Source organism: Novosphingobium aquimarinum, assembly GCF_009746585.1.
GTDB lineage: Bacteria > Pseudomonadota > Alphaproteobacteria > Sphingomonadales > Sphingomonadaceae > Novosphingobium > Novosphingobium aquimarinum.
This window is the reverse complement of the sequence record NZ_WRPO01000012.1, coordinates 12,067-32,860: the sequence shown is the minus strand read 5'-3', so window position 1 is coordinate 32,860 and position 20,794 is coordinate 12,067. Positions and strand designations below refer to the sequence as shown.

At 65.1% G+C, this 20,794-nt stretch carries 18 protein-coding genes; 14 read left to right on the top strand and 4 right to left on the bottom strand.

The window, feature by feature from the left end:
* Nucleotides 1-44: 44 nt before the first annotated feature.
* The 4 genes from GQO94_RS12760 (at nt 45) to GQO94_RS12745 (ending at nt 3,898) form a co-directional block, all read left to right on the top strand.
* Entirely contained in the window at nt 45-1,019 is a 975-nt protein-coding gene (locus GQO94_RS12760) for an alpha/beta fold hydrolase (RefSeq protein WP_232332921.1), read from the top strand.
* Nucleotides 1,020-1,023: 4 nt separating this feature from the next.
* The gene (locus GQO94_RS12755; RefSeq protein ID WP_156842007.1) at nt 1,024-2,109 is read left to right on the top strand and encodes an NAD(P)/FAD-dependent oxidoreductase; all 1,086 of its coding nucleotides are present in this window, start codon (nt 1,024-1,026) and stop codon (nt 2,107-2,109) included.
* A gap of 94 nt (nt 2,110-2,203) precedes the next feature.
* On the top strand, nt 2,204-2,827 hold the full coding sequence (locus GQO94_RS12750; protein ID WP_232332919.1) for a DUF305 domain-containing protein: 624 nt from the start codon (nt 2,204-2,206) through the stop codon (nt 2,825-2,827).
* A gap of 411 nt (nt 2,828-3,238) precedes the next feature.
* Entirely contained in the window at nt 3,239-3,898 is a 660-nt protein-coding gene (locus GQO94_RS12745; RefSeq protein WP_156842005.1) for a sugar transferase, read from the top strand.
* 12 nt (nt 3,899-3,910) lie between these two features.
* Here GQO94_RS12745 and GQO94_RS12740 read toward each other — a convergent pair whose 3' ends face one another.
* The 3 genes from GQO94_RS12740 to GQO94_RS12730 are packed head-to-tail and all read right to left on the bottom strand — an operon-like array spanning nt 3,911 to nt 7,049.
* A complete protein-coding gene (locus GQO94_RS12740) occupies nt 3,911-4,681 on the bottom strand; it encodes a hypothetical protein (protein WP_156841932.1) in 771 nt (256 codons plus the stop codon).
* On the bottom strand, nt 4,678-5,859 hold the full coding sequence (locus tag GQO94_RS12735; RefSeq protein ID WP_156841931.1) for a glycosyltransferase: 1,182 nt from the start codon (nt 5,857-5,859) through the stop codon (nt 4,678-4,680). Before GQO94_RS12735 ends, GQO94_RS12740 begins: the two co-directional genes overlap by 4 nt.
* Nucleotides 5,835-7,049, bottom strand: coding sequence for a polysaccharide deacetylase family protein (locus GQO94_RS12730; protein WP_198045957.1), 1,215 nt, complete (start codon nt 7,047-7,049; stop codon nt 5,835-5,837). Before GQO94_RS12730 ends, GQO94_RS12735 begins: the two co-directional genes overlap by 25 nt.
* A 139-nt stretch (nt 7,050-7,188) precedes the next feature.
* Between GQO94_RS12730 and GQO94_RS12725 the strand changes: the two genes are divergently transcribed.
* From GQO94_RS12725 to GQO94_RS12680, 10 genes are all read left to right on the top strand, one after another.
* Nucleotides 7,189-8,235, top strand: a complete 1,047-nt coding sequence (locus GQO94_RS12725; RefSeq protein ID WP_198045956.1) for a lipid II:glycine glycyltransferase FemX — start codon at nt 7,189-7,191, stop codon at nt 8,233-8,235.
* A gap of 38 nt (nt 8,236-8,273) precedes the next feature.
* The gene (locus GQO94_RS12720; protein WP_198045955.1) at nt 8,274-8,894 is read left to right on the top strand and encodes a GNAT family N-acetyltransferase; all 621 of its coding nucleotides are present in this window, start codon (nt 8,274-8,276) and stop codon (nt 8,892-8,894) included.
* Complete coding sequence (murJ, locus tag GQO94_RS12715; protein WP_156841927.1) at nt 8,891-10,525, top strand: murein biosynthesis integral membrane protein MurJ; 1,635 nt, start codon at nt 8,891-8,893, stop codon at nt 10,523-10,525. Before GQO94_RS12720 ends, murJ begins: the two co-directional genes overlap by 4 nt.
* A 2-nt stretch (nt 10,526-10,527) precedes the next feature.
* A complete protein-coding gene (locus tag GQO94_RS12710; RefSeq protein WP_156841926.1) occupies nt 10,528-11,628 on the top strand; it encodes a glycosyltransferase in 1,101 nt (366 codons plus the stop codon).
* A 1-nt stretch (nt 11,629) separates the two neighbouring features.
* Nucleotides 11,630-12,400 carry a polysaccharide biosynthesis/export family protein gene (locus GQO94_RS12705; protein WP_156841925.1) on the top strand — a complete coding sequence of 257 codons (771 nt, stop codon included), beginning with the start codon at nt 11,630-11,632 and terminating at the stop codon, nt 12,398-12,400.
* A gap of 14 nt (nt 12,401-12,414) precedes the next feature.
* Nucleotides 12,415-14,430 carry a Wzz/FepE/Etk N-terminal domain-containing protein gene (locus GQO94_RS12700; protein ID WP_198045954.1) on the top strand — a complete coding sequence of 672 codons (2,016 nt, stop codon included), beginning with the start codon at nt 12,415-12,417 and terminating at the stop codon, nt 14,428-14,430.
* A complete protein-coding gene (locus GQO94_RS12695) occupies nt 14,405-15,724 on the top strand; it encodes an O-antigen ligase family protein (protein WP_198045953.1) in 1,320 nt (439 codons plus the stop codon). Before GQO94_RS12700 ends, GQO94_RS12695 begins: the two co-directional genes overlap by 26 nt.
* On the top strand, nt 15,721-16,965 hold the full coding sequence (locus GQO94_RS12690) for a glycosyltransferase family 4 protein (protein WP_156841922.1): 1,245 nt from the start codon (nt 15,721-15,723) through the stop codon (nt 16,963-16,965). The genes GQO94_RS12695 and GQO94_RS12690 overlap by 4 nt, the downstream gene beginning before the upstream one ends.
* Nucleotides 16,966-17,087: 122 nt before the next feature.
* Nucleotides 17,088-18,137 carry a GNAT family N-acetyltransferase gene (locus GQO94_RS12685; protein ID WP_198045952.1) on the top strand — a complete coding sequence of 350 codons (1,050 nt, stop codon included), beginning with the start codon at nt 17,088-17,090 and terminating at the stop codon, nt 18,135-18,137.
* Complete coding sequence (locus GQO94_RS12680) at nt 18,137-19,003, top strand: cupin-like domain-containing protein (RefSeq protein ID WP_156841920.1); 867 nt, start codon at nt 18,137-18,139, stop codon at nt 19,001-19,003. Before GQO94_RS12685 ends, GQO94_RS12680 begins: the two co-directional genes overlap by 1 nt.
* Before the next feature lie 204 nt (nt 19,004-19,207).
* Here the strand turns inward: GQO94_RS12680 and GQO94_RS12675 are convergent, their stop codons facing one another.
* On the bottom strand, nt 19,208-20,779 hold the full coding sequence (locus GQO94_RS12675; RefSeq protein ID WP_198045951.1) for a mechanosensitive ion channel family protein: 1,572 nt from the start codon (nt 20,777-20,779) through the stop codon (nt 19,208-19,210).
* Nucleotides 20,780-20,794: the final 15 nt, after the last annotated feature.

The following is a 20,794-nucleotide window of genomic DNA, read 5'->3' as shown; positions in this document are numbered from 1 at the left end:
TGACTTACCAAACAGTAACCAAGCTACTGAGTCCGCAATTAAACATGGATCGAGGATCGAGCCCGGCGCCCCGCGCATTCGACCGCAGGGCGATCCCCGATGCCGCGATCGAGGGCCGCTGGAAAGCGCCTGACGGCCACGCCATCCGCCGCATCGACTGGCTGCTCCCGCGCGGTGCGCTGCGCGGTTCGCTGCTGTTCCTGCCGGGTCGCGGCGACTGCTACGAGAAATACCTCGAGGCGCTCGACGAGTGGCATGCGCGCGGCTGGCGCGTGACCGCGATCGACTGGCGTTTTCAGGCGCTGTCGGGCCGCGGCGGCGGAGATCCGTGGACCGGACATATCGACGATTTCGAGATCTGGACGACGGATCTGGTCGCGTTCTGGAAAAAGTGGGTCGCAAGCACGCCGGGGCCGCATGTGCTGATCGCGCATTCGATGGGCGGACACCTCGCGCTGCGGGCGGTGGCCGAGCGGCGAATCGATCCCGAAGCGCTGGTTCTCACCGCCCCGATGCTGGGGATCCTGCCCGATGCCGTGCCGCCCTCGCTGCTGCTGGCGACGGCGCGCCTGATCGCGCGGCTCGGCGATCCGCGCCGCCCCGCCTGGAAATCGAGCGAGAAGCCCGGTGCGTTGCCGGGTGGCCGCGAAAGCCTGCTGACCTGGGACGAAGCGCGCTACGCGGACGAGACCTGGTGGCGCGAACAGCGCCCGGATCTGGCGATGGGGCCGGCGAGCTGGGGCTGGATCGTCGCGGCCTTGCGCTCGATCCGGATGCTGGCGGAGCCGGGCGTGCTCGAAGCGGTCGAGATCCCGGTGCTGATGCTTGCGACGCGGGCCGATCGGCTGGTGTCGCACCGTGCCATCGCCGAAGCGGCGCGGCGCATTCCCCACGCGGAACTGGTCACGTACGGCCCCGAGGCCCGACACGAAATCCTGCGCGAGTCCGATCCGGTGCGCGATGCGGCGCTGGCCCGGATCGAGGAGTTCCTCGATCGCCATGCCCCGGTCGTCGACTGAAGCGATGGCGACGCGCTGCGACATCGCGGTGGTCGGAGCGGGCATGGCGGGCGCCTCGCTTGCCGCCGCGATCGGCTCGCGAGCGCGCGTGGTCATGCTCGAGGCCGAGGATCACCCCGGCTACCACACCACCGGCCGCTCCGCCGCGTTCTGGACGGAAAGCTACGGCGGCCCCGGCATCCAGCCGCTGACCACCGCCTCGGGGCCGATGTTGCACGCACTCGGGATGCTGACGCAGCGCGCGGCGCTGACCATCGGGACCGATGCGCAGTCCGACGCGATCGATGCCTTTGCCGCGCGCTTTGCCGCGCTCGGCGTCGAGGTGAAAGTTCTGGAGCGCGAGGGCCTGCTCCAATCGGTGCCCGGACTGCGTGCGACATGGACGCGCGGCGTGCTCGAACCCAGCTGCTGCGACATCGATGTCGCGGCGCTGCACCAGCATTACCTCGCCGCGGCGGGCAAGGCGGGCACCGAACTGCGCTGCCGGGCGCGACTGACGCGAGCCGAGCGCGAAGGCAGCGGCTGGCGGCTCGGCCTCGCGGACGGGACTGAGCTCACGTGCGATATCCTCGTCGATGCGGCGGGCGCCTGGGCGGATCCGGTGGCCGAGCTGGCCGGCGTGCGTCCGCTTGGGATCACACCCTTTCGTCGCACCGTGGTGCAGCTCGACGTGGAGCCCGCGACGACGGCGGACTTGCCGTTGGTGCTCGACATTGCCGAGACCTTCTACTTCAAGCCCGATGCCGGGCGCCTCTGGCTCAGTCCGCACGACGAGACCCCGAGCCCGCCGTGCGACGCGGCGCCCGAGGAGATCGACGTCGCGCTCGCGATCGAACGCTTGGGCGACGTCGTCGACTGGCGCATTCGCCGCCTCGATCGCCGCTGGGCCGGTCTGCGCAGTTTCGCTCCCGATCGTCTGCCGGTCTACGGGTTCGATCCGCGCCAACCGCGCTTCTTCTGGTGCGCGGGGCAGGGCGGCTTCGGCATCCAGACCGCACCCGCAGCGGCCGACCTGGCGGCGCGGCTGCTGCTGGGAGATGCGCCGGGCGAGGTCGATCCGGGCCCATACCTTCCGATCCGCTTCGACTGAGCAATCGCCTCAATCCGCGCTTGCCTGAACGCGCGCGACCGGGTCGGATGGCTCATCGCAAGCCTCGCGCAGATGAGATCGATGGAGAAATTGCATGGCTGAGACACATTCGACCGATGCCCACGCCGCCGGTGGTGGCGGCAACTACTGGCGCTTCATGGCGATGGTCGCGACCTCGACCGTGATCATGTTCGGGCTGATGTATCTCAACACTTACGCGCTCGATCACGTGTTCTGGAGCGAAACGCGCTTCTGGATGACCTTCGTCATGGGCGGCACGATGATGATCGTCATGCTGCTGTTCATGTGGGGCATGTACCGGGACAAGACGAAGAACGTCATTATCCTGGCGGTGGGCGCGATTGTGTTCGCCGTGGCCTTGTGGCTGGTCCGCAGCCAGGCGACCATCGACGACGAGGAATACATGTCGGCGATGATTCCCCACCATTCGATCGCCGTCATGACCAGCGCCCGCGCCAACATCAGCGACCCGCGCGTCCGCAAGCTCGCCGATGGCATCATCAAGGCTCAGGTCAAGGAAATCGCCGAGATGGAACTGCTGCTCAAGGATATCGAAGAGAACGGCAAGATGGGCGACGGCGCCCCACTGCCCGCGCGGACGACCAAGCTCACCCCGGACTTGCTGCAAGAGGCCGAGAAAGGCGTCGCGCGCTCGCTCACTCCGGGCGTCCGCAACGAAGTGACGGTGGGCCAGTGAACCACTCGGCCGCGCAACCTCGTCGAACGCTTCTTCAACCCTATCAAGCACTTCGGGGATATAGCCACTCGATGTGACAAATGTCCCGAAAACCACCTCGCCGTCGTCAGGCGCATCTGCGCACCCATCTGGTGCGCACCGTCATAACGATACGCCCTAGCCCTACAGCAATGACGCCCTTTTTGGTGTCCATTTGGGACACCGCACAGTTTGGACTTCCTTTAACGCCCACGCAGCGGCCATGCGGATGACTTCAGCAGCCACGAAGGGGAGTTCGACATGGGACTGGAGTCGTTTGGCACGCTTGTTGGCGGATCCTGCAATCCAACCGCTGTCGACGTCGCAAAAGAGTTCCATCAAGAATTTCCTCACCGGACAGTAGACCGGCGCTGCGACTGGAACAGTCGCGTGATGTTTTCCTGCGACCTGCAGGCGGTTCCGCTGCCGCTCGCCTATCGCCGCTCCTTCTATCCGCGCGTGGTCAAACCCGCCGTCGGAGCGGCGATCGCCGTCGTCATGCTGACTCTGCTTGCGCCGCTCATGGTGGCGATCGCGCTGCTGATAAAGCTGGACGACGGCGGGCCGGTGTTCTTCCGGCAGAAGCGCACCGGCTATCTCGGCCGGCGGTTCGGCATGTTCAAGTTCCGCACGATGGTGCCCGATGCAGAAGCTATGAAGGAACGGCTGCGCCAGTTGAACCAGCACGGAGCGGACGCGATCGACTTCAAGATCAAGGACGACCCGCGCATTACCCGGATGGGCCGTTTTCTGCGCAAGACCAGCCTCGACGAACTGCCGAACCTCTTCAACGTGGTGATCGGCGATATGGCGCTCGTCGGCCCGCGTCCCACGTCGTTCCATCCGCAGGAGTATCGCGAGAACCACCTGCCGCGCCTCGCCGTGAAACCGGGCATCACTGGCCTGTGGCAAGTCTCGGGGCGTGCCAACATCGATTTCGACGCGCGTTCCGCGCTCGATATCCGTTATGTCCGCTGGCAATCGCTGGGCACGGACGTAACCTTGCTGCTGCGCACCGTCCGTGCCGTGCTGAAGGGCAACGGCGCCTACTGACGAACGCGCCGGTCAGCGCGGCGACACGCGCGCTTCGAAACGGTCGAACAAGGCGCGGACTTCGGTATCGTTGCTGGTGGCGGTGATACCGAACTGCAGGCGGTCGAAACCTGCCATCCGTCCCGGCAACAGGGTGCGTCCGGTCCCCGAAAGGACCCGTGCCCCATCCAGGCGCACATCGACCGAACCCGCAGCGTCGTCTGCCGACATGACCGCATTCACGTTTATGTGATGCCAGCGGCCCTGCTGCAGGGCCGGCGCGTCGTCGTTAGCCCAGGCGTGTTCGATGCCGATCTTCGAACGGTCCACGCGCAGCCGCCCGTGGCGCAAGTACAGTCGCACGCCCGGATTGCCGGAAACGCCGCAGCTTGCGCATTCCAGATCCATGAGGTGGATCGAATTGACCGGATATCCGCGCGGCACGAACAGATCGAAGCTCGCGGTCAGCCGCGATCCCGACGGCATCCTGGCAAAGCGCGCAATCAGTCCCGCCTTCGGCACAACCGTACGCCGCGCGCCCGCTTTTGCCATCAGGACCCCGTTGCGCCCCTCCGCCTTGGCAAGAGTGATAATCTTGCCCTGGATCTGCTGCGTGTCGGCCCATGCTGCATGGGCGCAGGGCACAATGCAGGTCGTGGCAAAATCGTCCTCTATCGAGATGTCGGAGAGCGCCTCGGACCCTAGCGGCTCCTTGCCGTCGCCGGCTGCGATCCGCGCGCCTGCGGCAAGGCACGAGGTGGCAGCCAGGAGAGCCAGTCCCGACACCAAGGCCGCGCGTTTCAAGACGGCACGGCCTTGTGCGGCGTCCAAGTCGCGAAACGCCTGCCAAGGCAGAACAAGACCACTCCCGCGCCAAGCCCGAACAGATGCAGGCCCAGAACGTAGGGGATAGACAGCAAACGCGGGATCCGCCCCTCCGCCAGCCAGCCGATCAGCGCCAGCAAGGCAAGCGACAGGATCGCCGCAGCCACAGCGCCCCACAGCAGCGATCCGTTCGCCGCCAGGGCAAGCGACAGCGCGAGCACCGGCAACAGCAGCAAGGGCGACAGCCGTCGCGCGACTTTGTGCATGAAAAGCGCCGGCGCATACCATCCGGTGCGGCGGGGGTTCATCAGCGCGCGCCGCCGCCACAGCGCGGTGAGACCGCGAACCGTGATCCTGATGCGCCGCCGCAAATCCTTGCGCCCGCTCGCCATCGGCTGTTCCAGCACCTTGGCGTGGGGCGCGAAGGCAATGCGCCTCCCCGCCATCGGTGCCGCGGTGCTGATATGGAAATCGTCGGTGCCATCGGGCGGCACTTGCGGCATGAGTTCGCGCCGTATCGCATAGATGCCGCCGTCTGCCGAGACCACGCCGAACAGCCGATCCTCCGCCACGCGCAGCGCACTTTCGTATTGGCGGAAGATGCCGGCCGCACGGCCCAGCGCACCGTGCCTCCCTGCCATCACCACGTTGCCTGCGACGGCCCCCACAGCGGGATCGGCGAATGGCTGCGTCAGACGCACCAGCGTATCGTCCGCGAACAGCGGATCGGCATCAGTCAGGACCAGCACGTCCCCATCAGCCAGCATGGCCAGGCGATTGAGTGCGGCGGCTTTGCCCCCGCGCGGCAATGCCAACACCTCGACGCCTTGTCCTGTGAAACGCTGGGCGATGGCCAAGGTGGTATCGCTCGATCCGTCGTCGGCCACCATGATGCGTACCGGATTTTCGTAAACCGCCGCAGCGCGCAGGACGCTTTCGAGTTTGCCCGCCAGGTGCGCTTCCTCATTATAGGCACTGATGAGCACGCACAGCGGCGGGCGCGGACTGTCGGCTGCTTCCACCTTGTGCCACGGGCGCGGGGGCGCAAGTCGCGCCACCGCAAGCAAGGCCAGCGGAAAGCCGAGGTAAGTGAGACCGATAGCCGCGGCCAGCATCCAGGCGAGCGCTGCAATCACGGGTGCGAGCGCCTTTGCCATTTGCGCCAGGCAAATACGGCCTTTCGCGTCGCGTTCATCGCAGCGACGATCGGATACCAGTAGAAATTGCCCTGCATCAGGCGGATTTGCGCGCGCAGCAGCTGGGCATCGGCCCAGGGCCAGCGAAACCCCAGTGCCCGGTCACCCACATGCAGGCGCGAGATGACCGACGGGCTCTCGTTTGCCGTGTTGCGGCCCTTGCCTGCCGTGGTGGCGACATAGCCCGTTTGCCACGCGATTTCTCGCCCAGCCGGGCAGGCACGGTTTTCCGGCCAGCAGAATATCGCCGCGGGACGCCCCATCTCCTGCGCGACGCGTTGCCGGCTGGTGGCAAGATGATGATGCAGGCGCAGGCGCAGGTCGCTTTCGTCCTCGCGCCGCCCGTCTGTCCAGCCGCACGCAGCCAGTGCCAGCGCCGATTCCGGCACCGGGCTGCCGATGGGCACGGCAGGCGGCGCGTCGCTGCGGAACCAGTCGTGCTTGGCACCGGGCATCGCACGCCATTGCAGCCATGCATGACGGCGCCAGTTTTCCCGCGTGACCACGTCGACGGCCCGTTCGCTTGTCGGAATGCGTGAATGATCGATCCCGTGGCTTTCCACCCGCCAGCAGAATTCGTCGCGCAGACGGCGAAGTTCGCTCCAGCGCAAGTAACCGGCGGAGTCGTCATTCTGGCGCGGCGAATCCTCCGGCTCGATGAAATCCAGCGACGGGAATATGGTAGCCGAAAAACCCGCAGCCCGCGTCATCGGCGCAGCGAAAGCAAGGTTGTCGAGGTAGCCATCGTCGAAGTGAATGACGACGCAGTCCTTGGCTGGCACTTGCCCGCGCGCGCGCAAGTCCGCCATGTCCTCGTCGCCGATGGTGCGCAGATTCATCCGTCGCAGCATCGCCAGCTGCGCGGCAAAGCTGCGAGGATGCACGGTGATTTCACCCGACCACGGCAGCCATGACGGCGCATCTGTCACCGAATGATACGTGAGCACGGCCACGCCCGGCGTGCCGGTCATCGCGCGGTGCGCGGCGAACAGGAGCGCGGTGGCCAGCAGCACCTTCCCCCACAGCGGCGCGATTTCGCCCGCAAGCAGCACCGCCATCGCGGCCAGCGCTAGTGCCATGCCACAGGCAAAGCGCAGCTTGCGTTCGCGCTTACGATCGATGGTCTGACCTGGTTCGACGAGCTTCTCCATAGGCTGCGGTTCTGCACCGAATCCGACGGGTTTGGGATACGCGTGACGGGGCCGTTCCATCTTGGCACGTTAACCTCTGACCCCTCCTGACCGGCGCGATTTGGCGATAGGACACTGCGTGCAAACGGCAGGAATGGGCATGATCGAGACACGAATCGAAACAGACCTCAGCGCGGCGGACGAAGCGCGCTGGGATGCCTTCTACGGTTCGTGCCTTCATCCGGCATACCAGCAGTCGCGCCAATGGGCGCAGGCGATGGCGCGTGCAGGTCGTCACAAATACCTTTTCGCCTCGTTCGAACGGAACGGCGAACTGATCGCGACGGCCGTCATTCGCCGCAGCACACTGATCGGGCGGTACTGGCTGGCTAGTGCGCAGCGCGGCCCGCTGTTGCGCACGGCAAGCGATCTGGAGCCGGTGATCGCTTCCCTTTCCAAGGGGCTGAAGCGCCGGAATGCCGTCACCCTGCAATTCGCGCCGCGCGCCTGCAACCGCGATCTGCCCGCCCTTTCCGCAGCCTGCCGCCGCGTTGGTACGACGCCGCTCGCGGCTGATCGCCAGCCGATCCATGTCGCGACGGGCATCATTGACCTCTCCGGGACGGAGCAGGAGATCATGGCCGGGTTTGGCCAGAGCGCACGGCGCAAGATACGCAAGGCTGAAAAAGCGGGCATTTCCGTGCGCGAGGTGCGGGGCGACAAGGACATCGCCCATTTTCAGCAGACGCTGGATGCGTTTGCCGCAGCCCACCCTGATTACAGCATGGATAACCAACCCGATGCCTGCGAACAGGCCAAGCTGATCGGGGCCCTGGGCGGAGCCATCTTGCTGGCCGAATGCGACGGGCGCGTGCTTGCCGGTGCATCCTATCTTCGCAACGGGGATGAGGCGATCTGGCTCAGCCTGGCAAACACCGGCGAACGGCCGGATCTGCCCACCAATTACCTGCTGCTATGGGAAAAGATGCGCCATGCCCGCGCGGCCGGGCTCTCGGTTTTCGACATGGCCGGCATCCCGCTGGAAGAGGAAACCGCGAGCGAAGCGGAGCGCAAGCGCCTGCAGTTCAAGGCGGCATTCCGGCCTGAGCGACGCGTGCTGATGCCGCTGCAGCTGCTGCCCCTCGCGCGGCTGAGCCACGCGATCCTGTTTCCGCTGCGCCAGCATGCAAGGGCGCTGGTACGATGATGCCGGGAACGCTGGCTCGCCGCATAAGGGAACGTGGCATGACCGCCGTCGCGGCCAAGCTGTGGCGCGATCACGTCTGTGGTCGGCAGCATTTCTTCATCATGGAAAGACCGTTGCAAACAGACGGTTCCGCTTTGCCGCAACACGCCGAATCCCAATTCGTCCGTATCGACCGGGTGGGCGACCTGCCGCCACTTGGCGGCTGGCTTACTCACCGGCGGGGCGATTTCGAACGGCTGCTGGCGCGCGGTTCGCAAGGCTACATGGCGCTCAAGGATGGCATTGCGCTGGGCTGCGTCTGGTACGCACCGTCCGACACCTTCGAGGAAAGCCTCGGCGTGGAAATCCCCGTTCGCCAGGGGCAGGCCTATTTCTACGGACTGCTGATCGACCCCGAACAGCGCCGCGTCGGCCTTGGCGCGAAGCTGACCCAGTTCGTGCTGCGCGACATGGCTTCGCGCGGCTTCGACAACTTGTTCATGTATTGCGAAATCGGCAATCTCAAGAGCTTCCGCATCATGTCGTGGCTGGGCTTCCGGTGCCACGGCACGATGATCGAAGCGACACGCGTTTTCGGGCGCACCGTCGGCGTGCGCACGGTGCCTGCGATCATGGAGCATCCGAAAGGCTGGCGGGCACCGCGCAGGATCCTGGCGTGAGCACGGCGCCCAGCGCCCTTGCAGCCGGTGGATCTGTCGCCAAAGGCCATTCGAAACGGCTGGCCTTTGCTCGCTGGACCGTGGCGGTGATTGCCGCGCGGGGTATCGACGCCGTTCTCAGCTTCATGGTGGCGGTGCTGCTTGCCAATCGCTTCGGCGCCAGCGCGCAGCTTGACGCCTTCTTCATTGCTCGGCGGGCGACCACCGGGATGACCGATCTGATCCGCGAGCTCGTGCGCAAGATTGCCATGCCGTACATCGCGCCCGCCATCGACGAGGGGCGCGCGGTAAACTGGCGCACCATGCCCCGATCCATCCTCGCCATCGTGGCCGTGATGGTGGTGCTGCCCGCCCTGCTGATCGTCGAGCCCGCCTTGCTGGTCAAAGTGGTAGCGCCCGGTTTCGAAGGGGAACACGCCGCTCTCGCGACGGGGCTGGTGCGCATCCTGGTGCCGCTGCTGCCGATCGCCGTGATTACCGGCCTGTTGCTGACCTACCTGCAATCTGCCGGGGTATTTTTCGTGGGCGAGGCCAGCAAGGCCCTGCAGCGCCTTGTCCTGGTGCTCTTGCTGGTGCTGTTCGTCCCGCCGCTGGCGGTGTTCGGCGTTGCATGGACGATGTTGCTTGGCGGAATCCTTGCCGCTGGAGTTCTGGCGGGCATTGCCTTTCGCACCCACCGTCGCCGCCAGCTCGCCACCGCGCCGGAGCATCCTGCAGGCGAAGCGGAGCGGGCCGATGCGGTGCCCCCGCCACGGGGCCGGGTGCTCGCGGCGTTGCTGCTGTTCTTTTACCACCAGCTCACCGTCGTGATCGACTTTGCGTTTGCCTCGAGCTTGCAGACCGGAACGGTCGCGTCGCTGGAGTACGGCACGCGCCTCGTCTCGCTGATACCCGGCCTTGTCACGCTGAGCGTCAGCACGGTTCTTTATCCCGAAGTTGTGCGGATCATGCGCGGGAACGACGTGGGCGCAAAATCGCGGGCCATACACCAATTGATGCGCGGCTCGCTGTTCGTGCAAGTGCCCTGCTCACTGGTGCTGGCCTGCGCGGCCGCGCCGCTGGTGCAACTGCTGTTCGGCCACGGCGGCTTCGATGCGGACGCCCAGCGCGGCACCATTGTCGCGACGCAATATTACGCTGTTGCGGCGATCTTCCTGATGCCCACCAGTCTGGCGATGAACGCTATCTATTCCGATTCCGAGCATTCGCCGCTGATTGCCACGCTGGTGCTGGCCGGTGTCGGGCTGGCGCTACGTGCGGCCCTTCTGTGGGGGCTGGTGCCCGTCTATGGGCTGGCCGGCCTCGGGCTGGCGGTGGTACTGGCCACTTTCGCCATGAGCGTGCTGAGCCTGTGGGTGTGCAATCGCCGCTTCCGCGAGCTGGCCCCGGCCCGGCTGCTGCCGGAGCTGGCGCTGATCGCGGTATGTGGCCTTGCCGGGGCTAGTGCGGGCTACGGCATGGCCGGACTGATGCCGAGCAACACTACCCTTACAGAGGCGCTGGCCATCGTCGTCATTGCCGGTGCAGCGGCCGGCACGTTCACTGCGGTGGCGTTGGCGCTGCGCCAGCCGGACATGGTCGCCGCGATCGGAACGGCGCGCGAACAGTGGCTGCGCTGGAACGCGCGCTGACGATGCCAACGCCTTTGAAGGTAGCGTTCGTCCTCCCGCACCTGCGCCCCGGCGGGGCGGAGATGGCAGTGCTGAACTGGCTTTCGGCCCTGCCGCGAGACGAATTCGCGCCCGTCCTGCTTCTGAAGCGGCTGGAGGGCGCGCTGCTTTCCCGCGTGCCGGCCGATGTGCCGGTAATCGCGGTGGGCGGACGGCGGGCGGCGGGTTTCGCATGGCGACTGCAAAAAGCGCTGAATGCGCAGCAGGTTGACCTTGCCTATTCGGCCACCAGCGCGGCCAATCTGGCGCTGGCCGTCACCGGCTTGTTGCCAGGGCGCAAGGCACGTCTGTTCATCAGCGAACACACCACGCCCGCTGCTTTCACCCAGGAAGCGAAGTGGCCGTGGCTGCGCCGACTGCTTACCCGCCATTTATACCCTCGCGCCACGGCTGCCTTGGTGCCCACCGATGCGATCGCCGCAGACCTTGCCGCGATGGTCCCGCACATCCCCGTGCACGTCGTGCCGAACCCGGTCGTGGCCTTCAGGCCCGAAGAGCCCGACCGTCCGCATACCGCACAGACCGGCGGCCGGCCGTTCACCATCCTTGCCGCCGGCAGGCTGGTAAGCGCCAAGGGGTTCGACGTGCTGCTCGATGCCGCGGCCAGGCTGCGCGATCTCGGCCACGACATTCGCCTGACGATCTGCGGCGAGGGACCGCTGCGCGCGGAGCTGGAAGCGCAGGCCGAGAGCCTGCGGATTAGACCTTTTACAACGTTTGCAGGCTATTGTGCCGATCTTCCCAGCAGGATGCGCCGTTCGGATGCATTCGTCCTCTCCTCTCGCCGCGAAGGGTTCGGCAATGTCATCGTCGAAGCCATGCACGAGGGGTGTCCGGTGATCGCGGCAAACCTTCCCGGCCCCGCTGCCCTGATATGGGACAAGCGCACCGGATTGCTGGTTGAGCCTGAAGATCCGCAGTACTTCGCCGAGGCAATCGCAAGTCTCGTCAACGATCCGCAGCTGGCCCGCAGACTGGCCGTGGCCGGCAGGGACGGGACCAGGAAGTACGACATCGGAGCCTCGGCACGCATACTTGCCGAACGGTTCAGGAGCGAAGACTAGGATGACCGCACGTTGGCACACCGTTGCTCAGGCCAGGCCGCTCGCCGCAGCGCTGCTGGCGATGGTGGCCAGCGCCTGTGCGCCCAAGCTGCAGTATGATCTACCGGCATCGCTGGCGGTGGCGCAGCCTTCCGTTTCTGCTTCTGCGCAGGCCAACGCGATGCTTGATCGCTACATGAACACGCGCGGCGATTTCCATCCCAATGATCTGGTGCGGCTCAGCTTCCCCTACTTCCCGCTGCTGGACAACCAGCAGCGTGTGCAGATGTCGGGCAAGATCAGCCCCCCGCTGCTCGATCCGATCGACGTGCGCGGTCTGTCGAATACCGAATTGCAGGCCCGTCTTACCGACCTTTACAAAACAAAACTGGAGCGGCCCGCCGTCTCCATCTCGGTGCTGGAATACAACGAACCGCCGCCGCCGCGCGAAGTGTTCGTGATCGGCGAAGTTCAGAAGGCCGGGCCGATGCCGTTTCGCGAAGGGATCACCCTGCTCGAGGCCCTCTCGCGGGCCGGCGGCCGGACCAATATCGGCGATCTTTCGCAGGTCGTCGTGCTCACCCCGGCTGGCGACCGCATACAGGCCCAGCTTGTCGATCTCGAAGGGATTCTCAATGGCGCACCCGGCGCCATCGGCCAGCTCGATCCGTTCAGCATCGTCATCGTCCCCTCCACCCGCCTGGCGCGCACCGCCGACAAGGCTGAGCTGATACGTTCGATCATCGGCTTCAATGGCGTGAACCTGGGATGGAGCTTCGATCTCCTGAAATGAACGAGCCCCGCGCCATGAACCGGCCAGACGACAACATCGTCACCTATTACTGGCACGCCGCGCTGTCGCGGTGGAAACTGCTGGCGGCAGTCGTGCTTGCCGTCACGATCACCGGCTGGGCCGTCAGCGCCTTCATCCTCGCGCTCAGTCCCACCTACGAGGCGACCGCCCGGCTGAACGTGGTGCCCACCGGTGAGGAGCTGGGCTACGCTTCGCGCTTCGCGCGTGGCCAGAATGCCGATGGCGGCCTGGTAATGGCGCAAACCTATGCCGAGTCCCTGCGCTCGCGCGAGGTGCGCGAAACCGTGGTGGATCGGTGGATCGAGCGGCGCGCCTCCGCCGCCGGCATGAGCGCGGACGCTTGGCTGAAAGCCGAAGCCGCCAATGCCCCGCAATTCTCGCTCGGCTCCGTCATTTCCTATCTCAACTACGGCGCCTCGCAGGAACTGCCGCTGCGCGAGCAGCTGATCGAACACCTGGGCAAAGATACGAAGGTGGAGATCATCGAGGGCACCTTCCTGATGCAGGTGACCGTCGAGTGGGACAGCGCGCGCGATGCGGCATGGTTCGCCAATGCGCTGGCCGGCGAGGTCATCACCGAGGTCGGCGATCTTTCGGAGGAGTCTGGCGAAAGCCTGGCAGGCATCCTGCGCCAGGAACTGACCGCCAAGCAGGCCAAATTGGCCCAGCTCAAGCAGACCTCGCGCCGGCGCAAGATCGAGCTGGGCATCGTCGACATCGATGCGCAGAAGCAGGCCCTGCTCCAAGAGAAGATTGCCGAACAAAGTCGCCTCACCAGCGACCTTGCCGAAAGCCGCCGCGCCAGCGCGCAGGTTGCCGCGCTGGAGCAGCAACGCTCCGGATTGCTGGGCAAGACCCAGACTTCGATCGAGGAGCAGCTTGCGCTGACGCGCCCGACGGCCGCGGCCGCCCGCCAGTCCATTTCCGCCCGCCAGGCGCGGCTGTCGTCGATCCAGGGAGAGCTTGGACAGCTCTCGCGTGCCGAACTCGGCATCAAGACCCTGGACGACCAGATCGCGGTGCTGGAGCGCGAAGTTGCCGCTCTGCTCGATCGGCTGCGCTTCAGCGAGACGGAAAATCTCGCCAACCGCGCCACCATTCGCCTGATCGATCCGGCCCTGCCACCGCTCGTACGCGCCAGCCCCAAGGTGCTGCTGAACACCATTCTGGCGTTCGTGGCAGGCTGCGCGCTGGCGGGGATGCTGCTGCTGCTGCTCGGCCCGAAGGGTGGGCGCCCGGCAGCCGCGGCGCCGCAGACGCCCTTCGATCGGCGCAAAGGCAATGCGCCCGGTAACGGCTCCGATGGCTACTGGCGCTGGCCAGATCCGATGGCTCCGCCCACGAACCAGCCGACGTATCATTCGCCGCAGCCATTTTCCGCCAGCGGCCATGGAGACGTGCTGAACCATCCAAGCTTCCTGCGCGGCGCGCCGGACGCGGAGGGACCCCAATTTTCCCCGATGAGCACCGGTGCAAGCGTCGTCGCGCTGCGAACGCTGGAACAGGCCGTTCCGGAAGATCAGCCAAGGGTCGTCGAACAGCCCGACGTCGTCGTGGCCATGCATGAACGCCAATTTGCTATGCGCCTGCCCATGCCGGCCACCGGGCGGTTCTACGACGCGAACGAAGTCGCAGCGCACGGCCCGTCAATCCTCGCAATGCTTGCCGGGGCAGTCGCACCGGGACAGGACATCCATGTCGTATCGTCCATCGTCGAACAACAGGCCGGCCTGCGACTCACCAAGCTGCTGCTCGACACTTGCCAGAAGGCCGGAATGCCTGTGCGGGCCATCCGTGCCAATGCCCGGCGCGCCCGACAGTACCGCGCCCGGGCAGCCGATGACGCATCGCTGCGCATTTTCCTGCACGCCGATGCCGATGAAGCCCTGGTGGAGGAACTAGCCCGCAACGGCTACCGCGTGGTGGTGGCGACGATGGCAGGATCGCATGGCTTGAATGCGGCAATCGATGGAAATGCCGGACGTGTCGTTTTCTTCGGCAACGCTTGATCGGCCGGCGCCTACCGCGCGGATTGATCTGCGCCTCGTCACCAGCGCAGGCCTGATCGCTCTGGCTGCGGTGCTTGTGGCGACCCAGTTCGATGCAATCGGCAACACTTACCTCGGCTTTCTCCCGCTCTCGGTGTTCGAGCTCCTGCTCGTCGCGCTTGTCGCTCTCGGCGCGCTGGTGGTTGGCGCGACGACATCCTCTACGGCAGCCGAGGCTGCGCATGCGCCAGGCCTGCGGCTGGTTTCCGCGCTCGCCCTCTGGATGGTGATCTGCCTCGCTTTCAGCGAGCACTTGAACCAGGGTTTCGAATATCTGATCCGCGCCTGGGCCGTGATGTTGCTGGCCCTGCTGGTGCCTTTGTTCGTCCGGCGCCCCGAAGACGTGTTCGTGCTGCTGGCGGCGACAGCGGTGGCTGGCGCGATCAATGCCGGAATCGTGATTTACGAAACGCTTTTCTCCGTGCGCCTTTTCTCGACGTCGGTGGCGGCGACCGAAGCCAGCTTCGATGGCGTGATCCGGTCCGCCGGAGGATCCGATCTCAACCCGACGACCGTGGCGCAGATGGTCATGGTGTCGGCGTTGGCGGGGCTGGTTGCCGTCGTGCGCTGCGATGGCCTCGCCCGGCTTGCAGGGGTGCTGATCTTCGCGGTCTGCTCTCTGGCGGTGGTGCTGGTTTCGGCCCGCAGCGCGATCATCGGGCTTGGCGTAGGGTCTGCGATAGTGCTGTTGTCATTCTATCGCAGCCGCGCCTTTCCGCTGTTGATCCTCGGCGGATTGGTCGCGCTGGCAGGCGGCATAGCGCTGATGCCGGACGCGACTCTCGGCCGCTTTACCGCCCTTGCCGACTTTGCCAGCGACCGTTCGCTGTTCCGCCGGCTGACTTACGTCCAGATCGGCTGGGACCTGATCAAGCAGCATCCGATCTGGGGCGTGGGGCCTGGCAATTTCCCGTCGCATTACATGGACGAGGCCTATCGCTACTTGCCCGGCCGCACGCTGAACCCGCGCGAATTGCACAACACCTACCTCGATGTCATCGTCGAGTACGGGATCGTCGGCTTCGCCCTGTTCGCCGCGCTGATTGCGGCGGCCATGCATTCGGCGGTCGTCACCGCACATCGCGCGACCTCGCAGCCATTGCGCACGATCGCCTTCGCGCTTGCCACCTGCCTCGCGGCGCTGCTGGTCGCCAGCTTTTTCATGCCGCACAAGGACATGCGCTACCTTTGGCTGCTCGTTGGGCTCGCGCTGTGCTGTCGTGGCTTCCTGCAACGCGAAAGGGCCGAGCCATGAAACTGGCCATTATCGTCACCGAATTCCCCAAAGCGACCGAGACCTTCATTTATCGCGACCTGACCGCCTTCAAACAGGCGGGCTGCCAGTTGGAACTGCACCACATCGCCCCGTTTCGATCGACGCAGAAATTGCACGGGTTCGCCCGCCATCTTGTCGATAACGCACACTACATGCCTTTCGCATCAGTGGCTGCTTTCGCTGCCTTGCTGGCCGCGCTCGTGCAACAGCCGGTCTTGCTGGCAAAAACCGTCTGGCAGATAGCATGGCAGTATCGCCGTCATCCCTGGATCCTGATGAAATCGCTGGCCGTGCTTCCCAAGGCGCTGCAATTCGCCCGGCACTGCCGCGCCGCCGGGATCGACCATGTCCATGCCGAATTCGCCGGACACCCGGCGACAATGGCGTGGATTGCGCACCGCTTCGGCGGGCAGGACTATTCGGTAAGCTGCCGCGCGCACGACATCTTCCGCACGCAGGCGCTGCTGGAACAGAAACTCGGCGAGGCCAGCGCCGTTCGCACGGTGAGCAACTTTGGCCGCATCTTCCTGCGGCAAACCCTTTCCAACGGCCCGGCGCTGGATATCGAGGTCATCCACTCCAGCGTCGACACGGCCGCGATCAGAGGCGGCCCGGTCCGGATTGATCCTGCCCGCCCGCGCCTGCTTTACGTCGGTGCGCTCGAACCGAAGAAGGGTGTGGGCTATCTTCTCGACGCGCTCGGGGCGATCGACGCGCAGTTTGGCGACTGGCACCTGACAGTCATCGGTGACGGACCGAGCCGAGATGCGCTGGCGCAGCAGGCAGCAAGGCTCGGCATTGCTGCGCGTGTAGAGTTTCGCGGCGCTCTCCCGTTCGAAGATGTGGCCGAAGCCTATCGCTCTGCCGCGCTGTGCCTGTGTCCCAGCATCATCGGCCCCGGGGGGCGGATGGAAGGCATACCCAACGTCGTGATAGAGGCCTTGGCCTATCGGCGGCCCGTGGTCAGCACCGACATTTCTGGCATTCCCGAACTCGTGACCCATGGCGAACATGGCCTGCTGGTGCCGCAGCGCGATGCCGCGGCTCTAGGCAGCGCCATCCTCCAGGTGTTTGCGCAGCCGGCTGCGGCAGCGGCCATGGCTGAGCGCGGCAGGGCCAGGGTGGAGGACGATTTCGATCTTGGCCGCAATGCTGCACGCCAGCTTGCCATGTTTCGCGGCGAGCAGGCCCACTTCGGGGCGAAAGTCGTGGCGGCATGAACGCGCCCGTCACCATCGTCGCCGATCCGCTGGCAGCACTGCATCGCGAACTGGCACAGTCGCGCGCGCTTCCCTCGCTTGCTTGCTGGCGCAATCTCGTCGACGATGCGGCAGAGCCTAACGTGTTCTTCACGCCGGAAATGCTGTTGCCAGCGCTCGCCCACTTCGATCCGGCGAACGAGGTTACTCTGTTCTGCGCGCTGGAAAGGGCTGAACCGCGACCGGGCAAGCTGCCCCGGCTGATCGGTCTGGTGCCGCTCATCAGCGTTGCGCGCTACCGGGGGCTGCCTGCGCGGCATTTGGCAGTATGGCGGCACAATCACAGCTTCCTCGGCACCCCGCTGATCGCCAGGGGGCATGAAGACGATTTCTGGCAACAACTGCTGCGATTTGCGGACCAGTCCGTTCGTGCACCCTTCCTGCGCATCGAAAAATTGCACGCGGATGGATGCGTGGCCCAATCCCTGGCGAGGGTTGCCACGGGCCAGCGTCGCCCCGTCACCACGACTTCCATTGCCCAACGCGCCCTGCTGCAGAGCGACCTCGACCCGGAAGCCTACTTGGCCAAGGCCACGCGCGCCAAGAAGCGAAAGGAATTGCGCCGGATGATGCACCGGCTGCGTGATATCGGCGAGATCACCTTCCAACGCCACCGAAGCGATGATGGGCTGGACCCTTGGTTGTCGGAATTTCTCGAACTGGAGGCCGGCGGCTGGAAGCAGCGCGAAGGCACCGCGATTGCGTGCCGCCCGCAGGAGGAGCGCTTCTTCCGACAAGCGATGTCCGCCTGCGCGGATCGCGGCATGCTGGAGCGGATCGACATGCGGCTCGATGGTCGGCCCCTCGCGATGTTGCTCAACCTGCACTGCGCGCCGGGCGCATTCGGCTTCAAGACGTCATATGACGAGGAGTGGTCCCGATACTCCCCCGGCGTGCAACTCCAGATAGAGAACCTCGAAGTGCTGGCCGATCCTGCCGTCGAATGGATGGACAGCTGCGCGGCGGAAAATCATCCGATGATCGATCACCTTTGGGTGGAACGGCGAAAAATCGTCTCATGCAACATCGCGCTTGGCGGCCCTTTGCGAAGGCTTTGCGCGAAGGCGATTGCGACGGCGGAGGCCGTCGGGCGACGACTTTCAGGACGCACCACGGGGCAGGAGGACGGCTGATGGATGCAATGGTGAAGATTCGCAGCGCTTTCGATGCTGCCGCGAAAGAGACTTTCGCGGCCCTCTATCCCGAGCACTCGGGCACCTTCAGCCACGCACTTGCACAAGACCCGCGGCTGGAGATACCCGCGCTGGCGGACCTTGGCGAATGGCTTGGTCCCGCAAGCGTTGAATATAATCGCGGCAACCTGCCGACCGGCATCAAACCCGAGGATGTGCCGTCCAATGGCCTGACCATAGGCGACACAATCCGCACGATTGACAGCGCACAAAGCTGGGCGGTGCTGAAGAACGTAGAGCAACACCCCGATTATGCGGCCTTGCTCGAAGCGTGTCTGGCCGAACTGGCCCCCACCATATCGCGGACCACCGGGGATCTGTTGCGTCCGCAGGCCTATATCTTCATTTCGTCACCCGATGCGGTCACGCCCTTCCATTTCGACCCGGAGCACAACATCTTGCTGCAGCTCCGCGGCACGAAGACGATGGTAACCTTTCCCGCCGGTGATAGCATCTTCGCCCCCGATCGCGAGCATGAGCGTTATCATCGTGGCGGGCATCGCAATCTTTCGTGGGACGAGCAGTTCCGTTCCGGCGGCACCACTCACGTGCTGGAACCTGGCCGCGCGGTTTACGTGCCGGTCATGGCGCCGCATTTCGTGCGGAACGGCCCGCGCACCAGCATTTCCCTTTCGATCACCTGGCGTAGCAAATGGAGTATGGACGAAGCGAACGCGCGCGCCCTCAACGGCTGGCTGCGGGAGCGCGGCCTGAAACCGAGCACCACGCGACGCTTTCCCTCCAGCAACGGTGCCAAGTCGATGACATGGCGGCTGCTTCGCAGGACGCTGGGGTGTAGTGGTTAACGCGCTCAGGGGCTGGGACTAAACCTAGCGCAGCCCGGCGGCGAAGACGTCGACACCCTTGCGATGCAGCCGGAGGCTGCTCTTTTCGGGGGTGCTGCACCGCCTCGTCGGAAACGCTCCTGCCCGAGATTGCCAGTCCGGCGTTGCCCCGGTCACGCTCGAAAATCTCTCCGGCGAAACGGGCCGCTTTCTCGGGGCCACGGTTCAATCCGTCTGCTGGGCCTGCAGCCAGACCGTCCTGGTCGGGAAAGCGATGCCGATCCCCAGGTCATCGAGCTTGCGCATGATGGCGAACAGCAACGCTTCCTGCATCGCCAGCGATTCCGGATAGGAGCGAGTTCGGAAGTAGGCGAAAAACTCGATCTGGAGCGCACTATCGCCGAAGCCATTGAACCGGACCCTGGCATCATCATCGATGATGTTCTCGTCCGCCTGCAGGATCGCGCGCAATTCCGTGAGGAGCCTTTCCATCTGCTCCGCATCGGTGTCGTAGGTGACGCCCAGCGTCTGATTGAACAGGAAGCGATCCCGCACAGCGAAGTTCTCGATCCGGTCCGCTGCCAAATTGCCGTTGGGAATCGACACCAGCGTGCGGTTGATCGTGCGCACGAGCGTCGAGCGCATGCCGATATCCTCGACCGTGCCGAAAACGTCGCCGATCTTCGCCACATCGCCCACCTGCATAGGACGGTCCACGATCAGGGTGACGGAGCCTACGAGATTCTCGATGGTCTTCTGTGCGCCGAGTGCCAGAGCAAGCCCGCCGATGCCGAGCGCTGCGATGCCGGTCGTTACGTCGAGCCCGATCGTGTCGAGCACTGCGATGGACGCAATCGCCAGCAGCGTAACTTTTGCGCCGCGTCGCAGAAAAGTGATGGCGGCTGCTGCCTGGCGGCGTTCAGCACGGCGCATTCGAGCCGTCAGGACGCTCGCTATAGCGTCGATCAGCCGCAAAGCGAACCACGCCAATGCGATCCAAGCGACGATGCCGGCGTAGCGCAGAAAGGTCTGGCGGGCGATGATCGAGACCGGCAGATCCGCAGCGATAAGATAGAAGGTTGTGACGACCAGATAGAGCGAGAGCGGCGGCAGTGCTGCCTGAAAAAACCGGTACACGGCGCTTGCCTCGTGATCGGACAGCACCTGCCTCGAAATGAGGAGGACCAGAGCCGACGCACCGCGGAATAGGAAGAAGGCAGCGACGGCTATGCCGATAAGGAGCAGCCAGTCCGTCCACGGCGCGCCCCCGATCGCGACCTCTTCGGCCTCGCCCGCTTCGCTGACGTCCTCGGCCGGAATGAAATCTTCGACCGCCTGCGTCGTCTGCGATGAGACCAGCCACCGTGCCGGTTCATCCTCGGCCGATACTCTCTCAAGCAGGATCGGCGTCGGCTCTTCGACGCCTCCCAACATGCCGACCTGTTCTTTATCTTGCGGCAATCCGTCGTCCAAGTGGCCAACAGCGCTGTTCGAAAGTGCCGCGAAAGGTTTCAGCGAGCCGCCGCGATCGAGCGCGGCCTGAAATTTTCGGGCAAGCACCGCCGCTTCGGATTCTTCGCCGGCGACGGCGCTTTCGGCGGGCTGGTCGCCATCGTTGCTGCTTTTACCGTCCGCGAAGTAATTCGCTGCGCGCGCATAATCACCATCTGCCAGTGCCCGCAGAAGCGCAGTGACGGTCGAACGGGGTGTTTCGCGCCCGAAAGGATCGGCTTCGGCTTGAGTGGCTTCGGCAGTCGGTCCCGCGACGGGCAGCGTCTGCGCCGTGGCAGGTGGCAAGAAGGTCGCCAACAA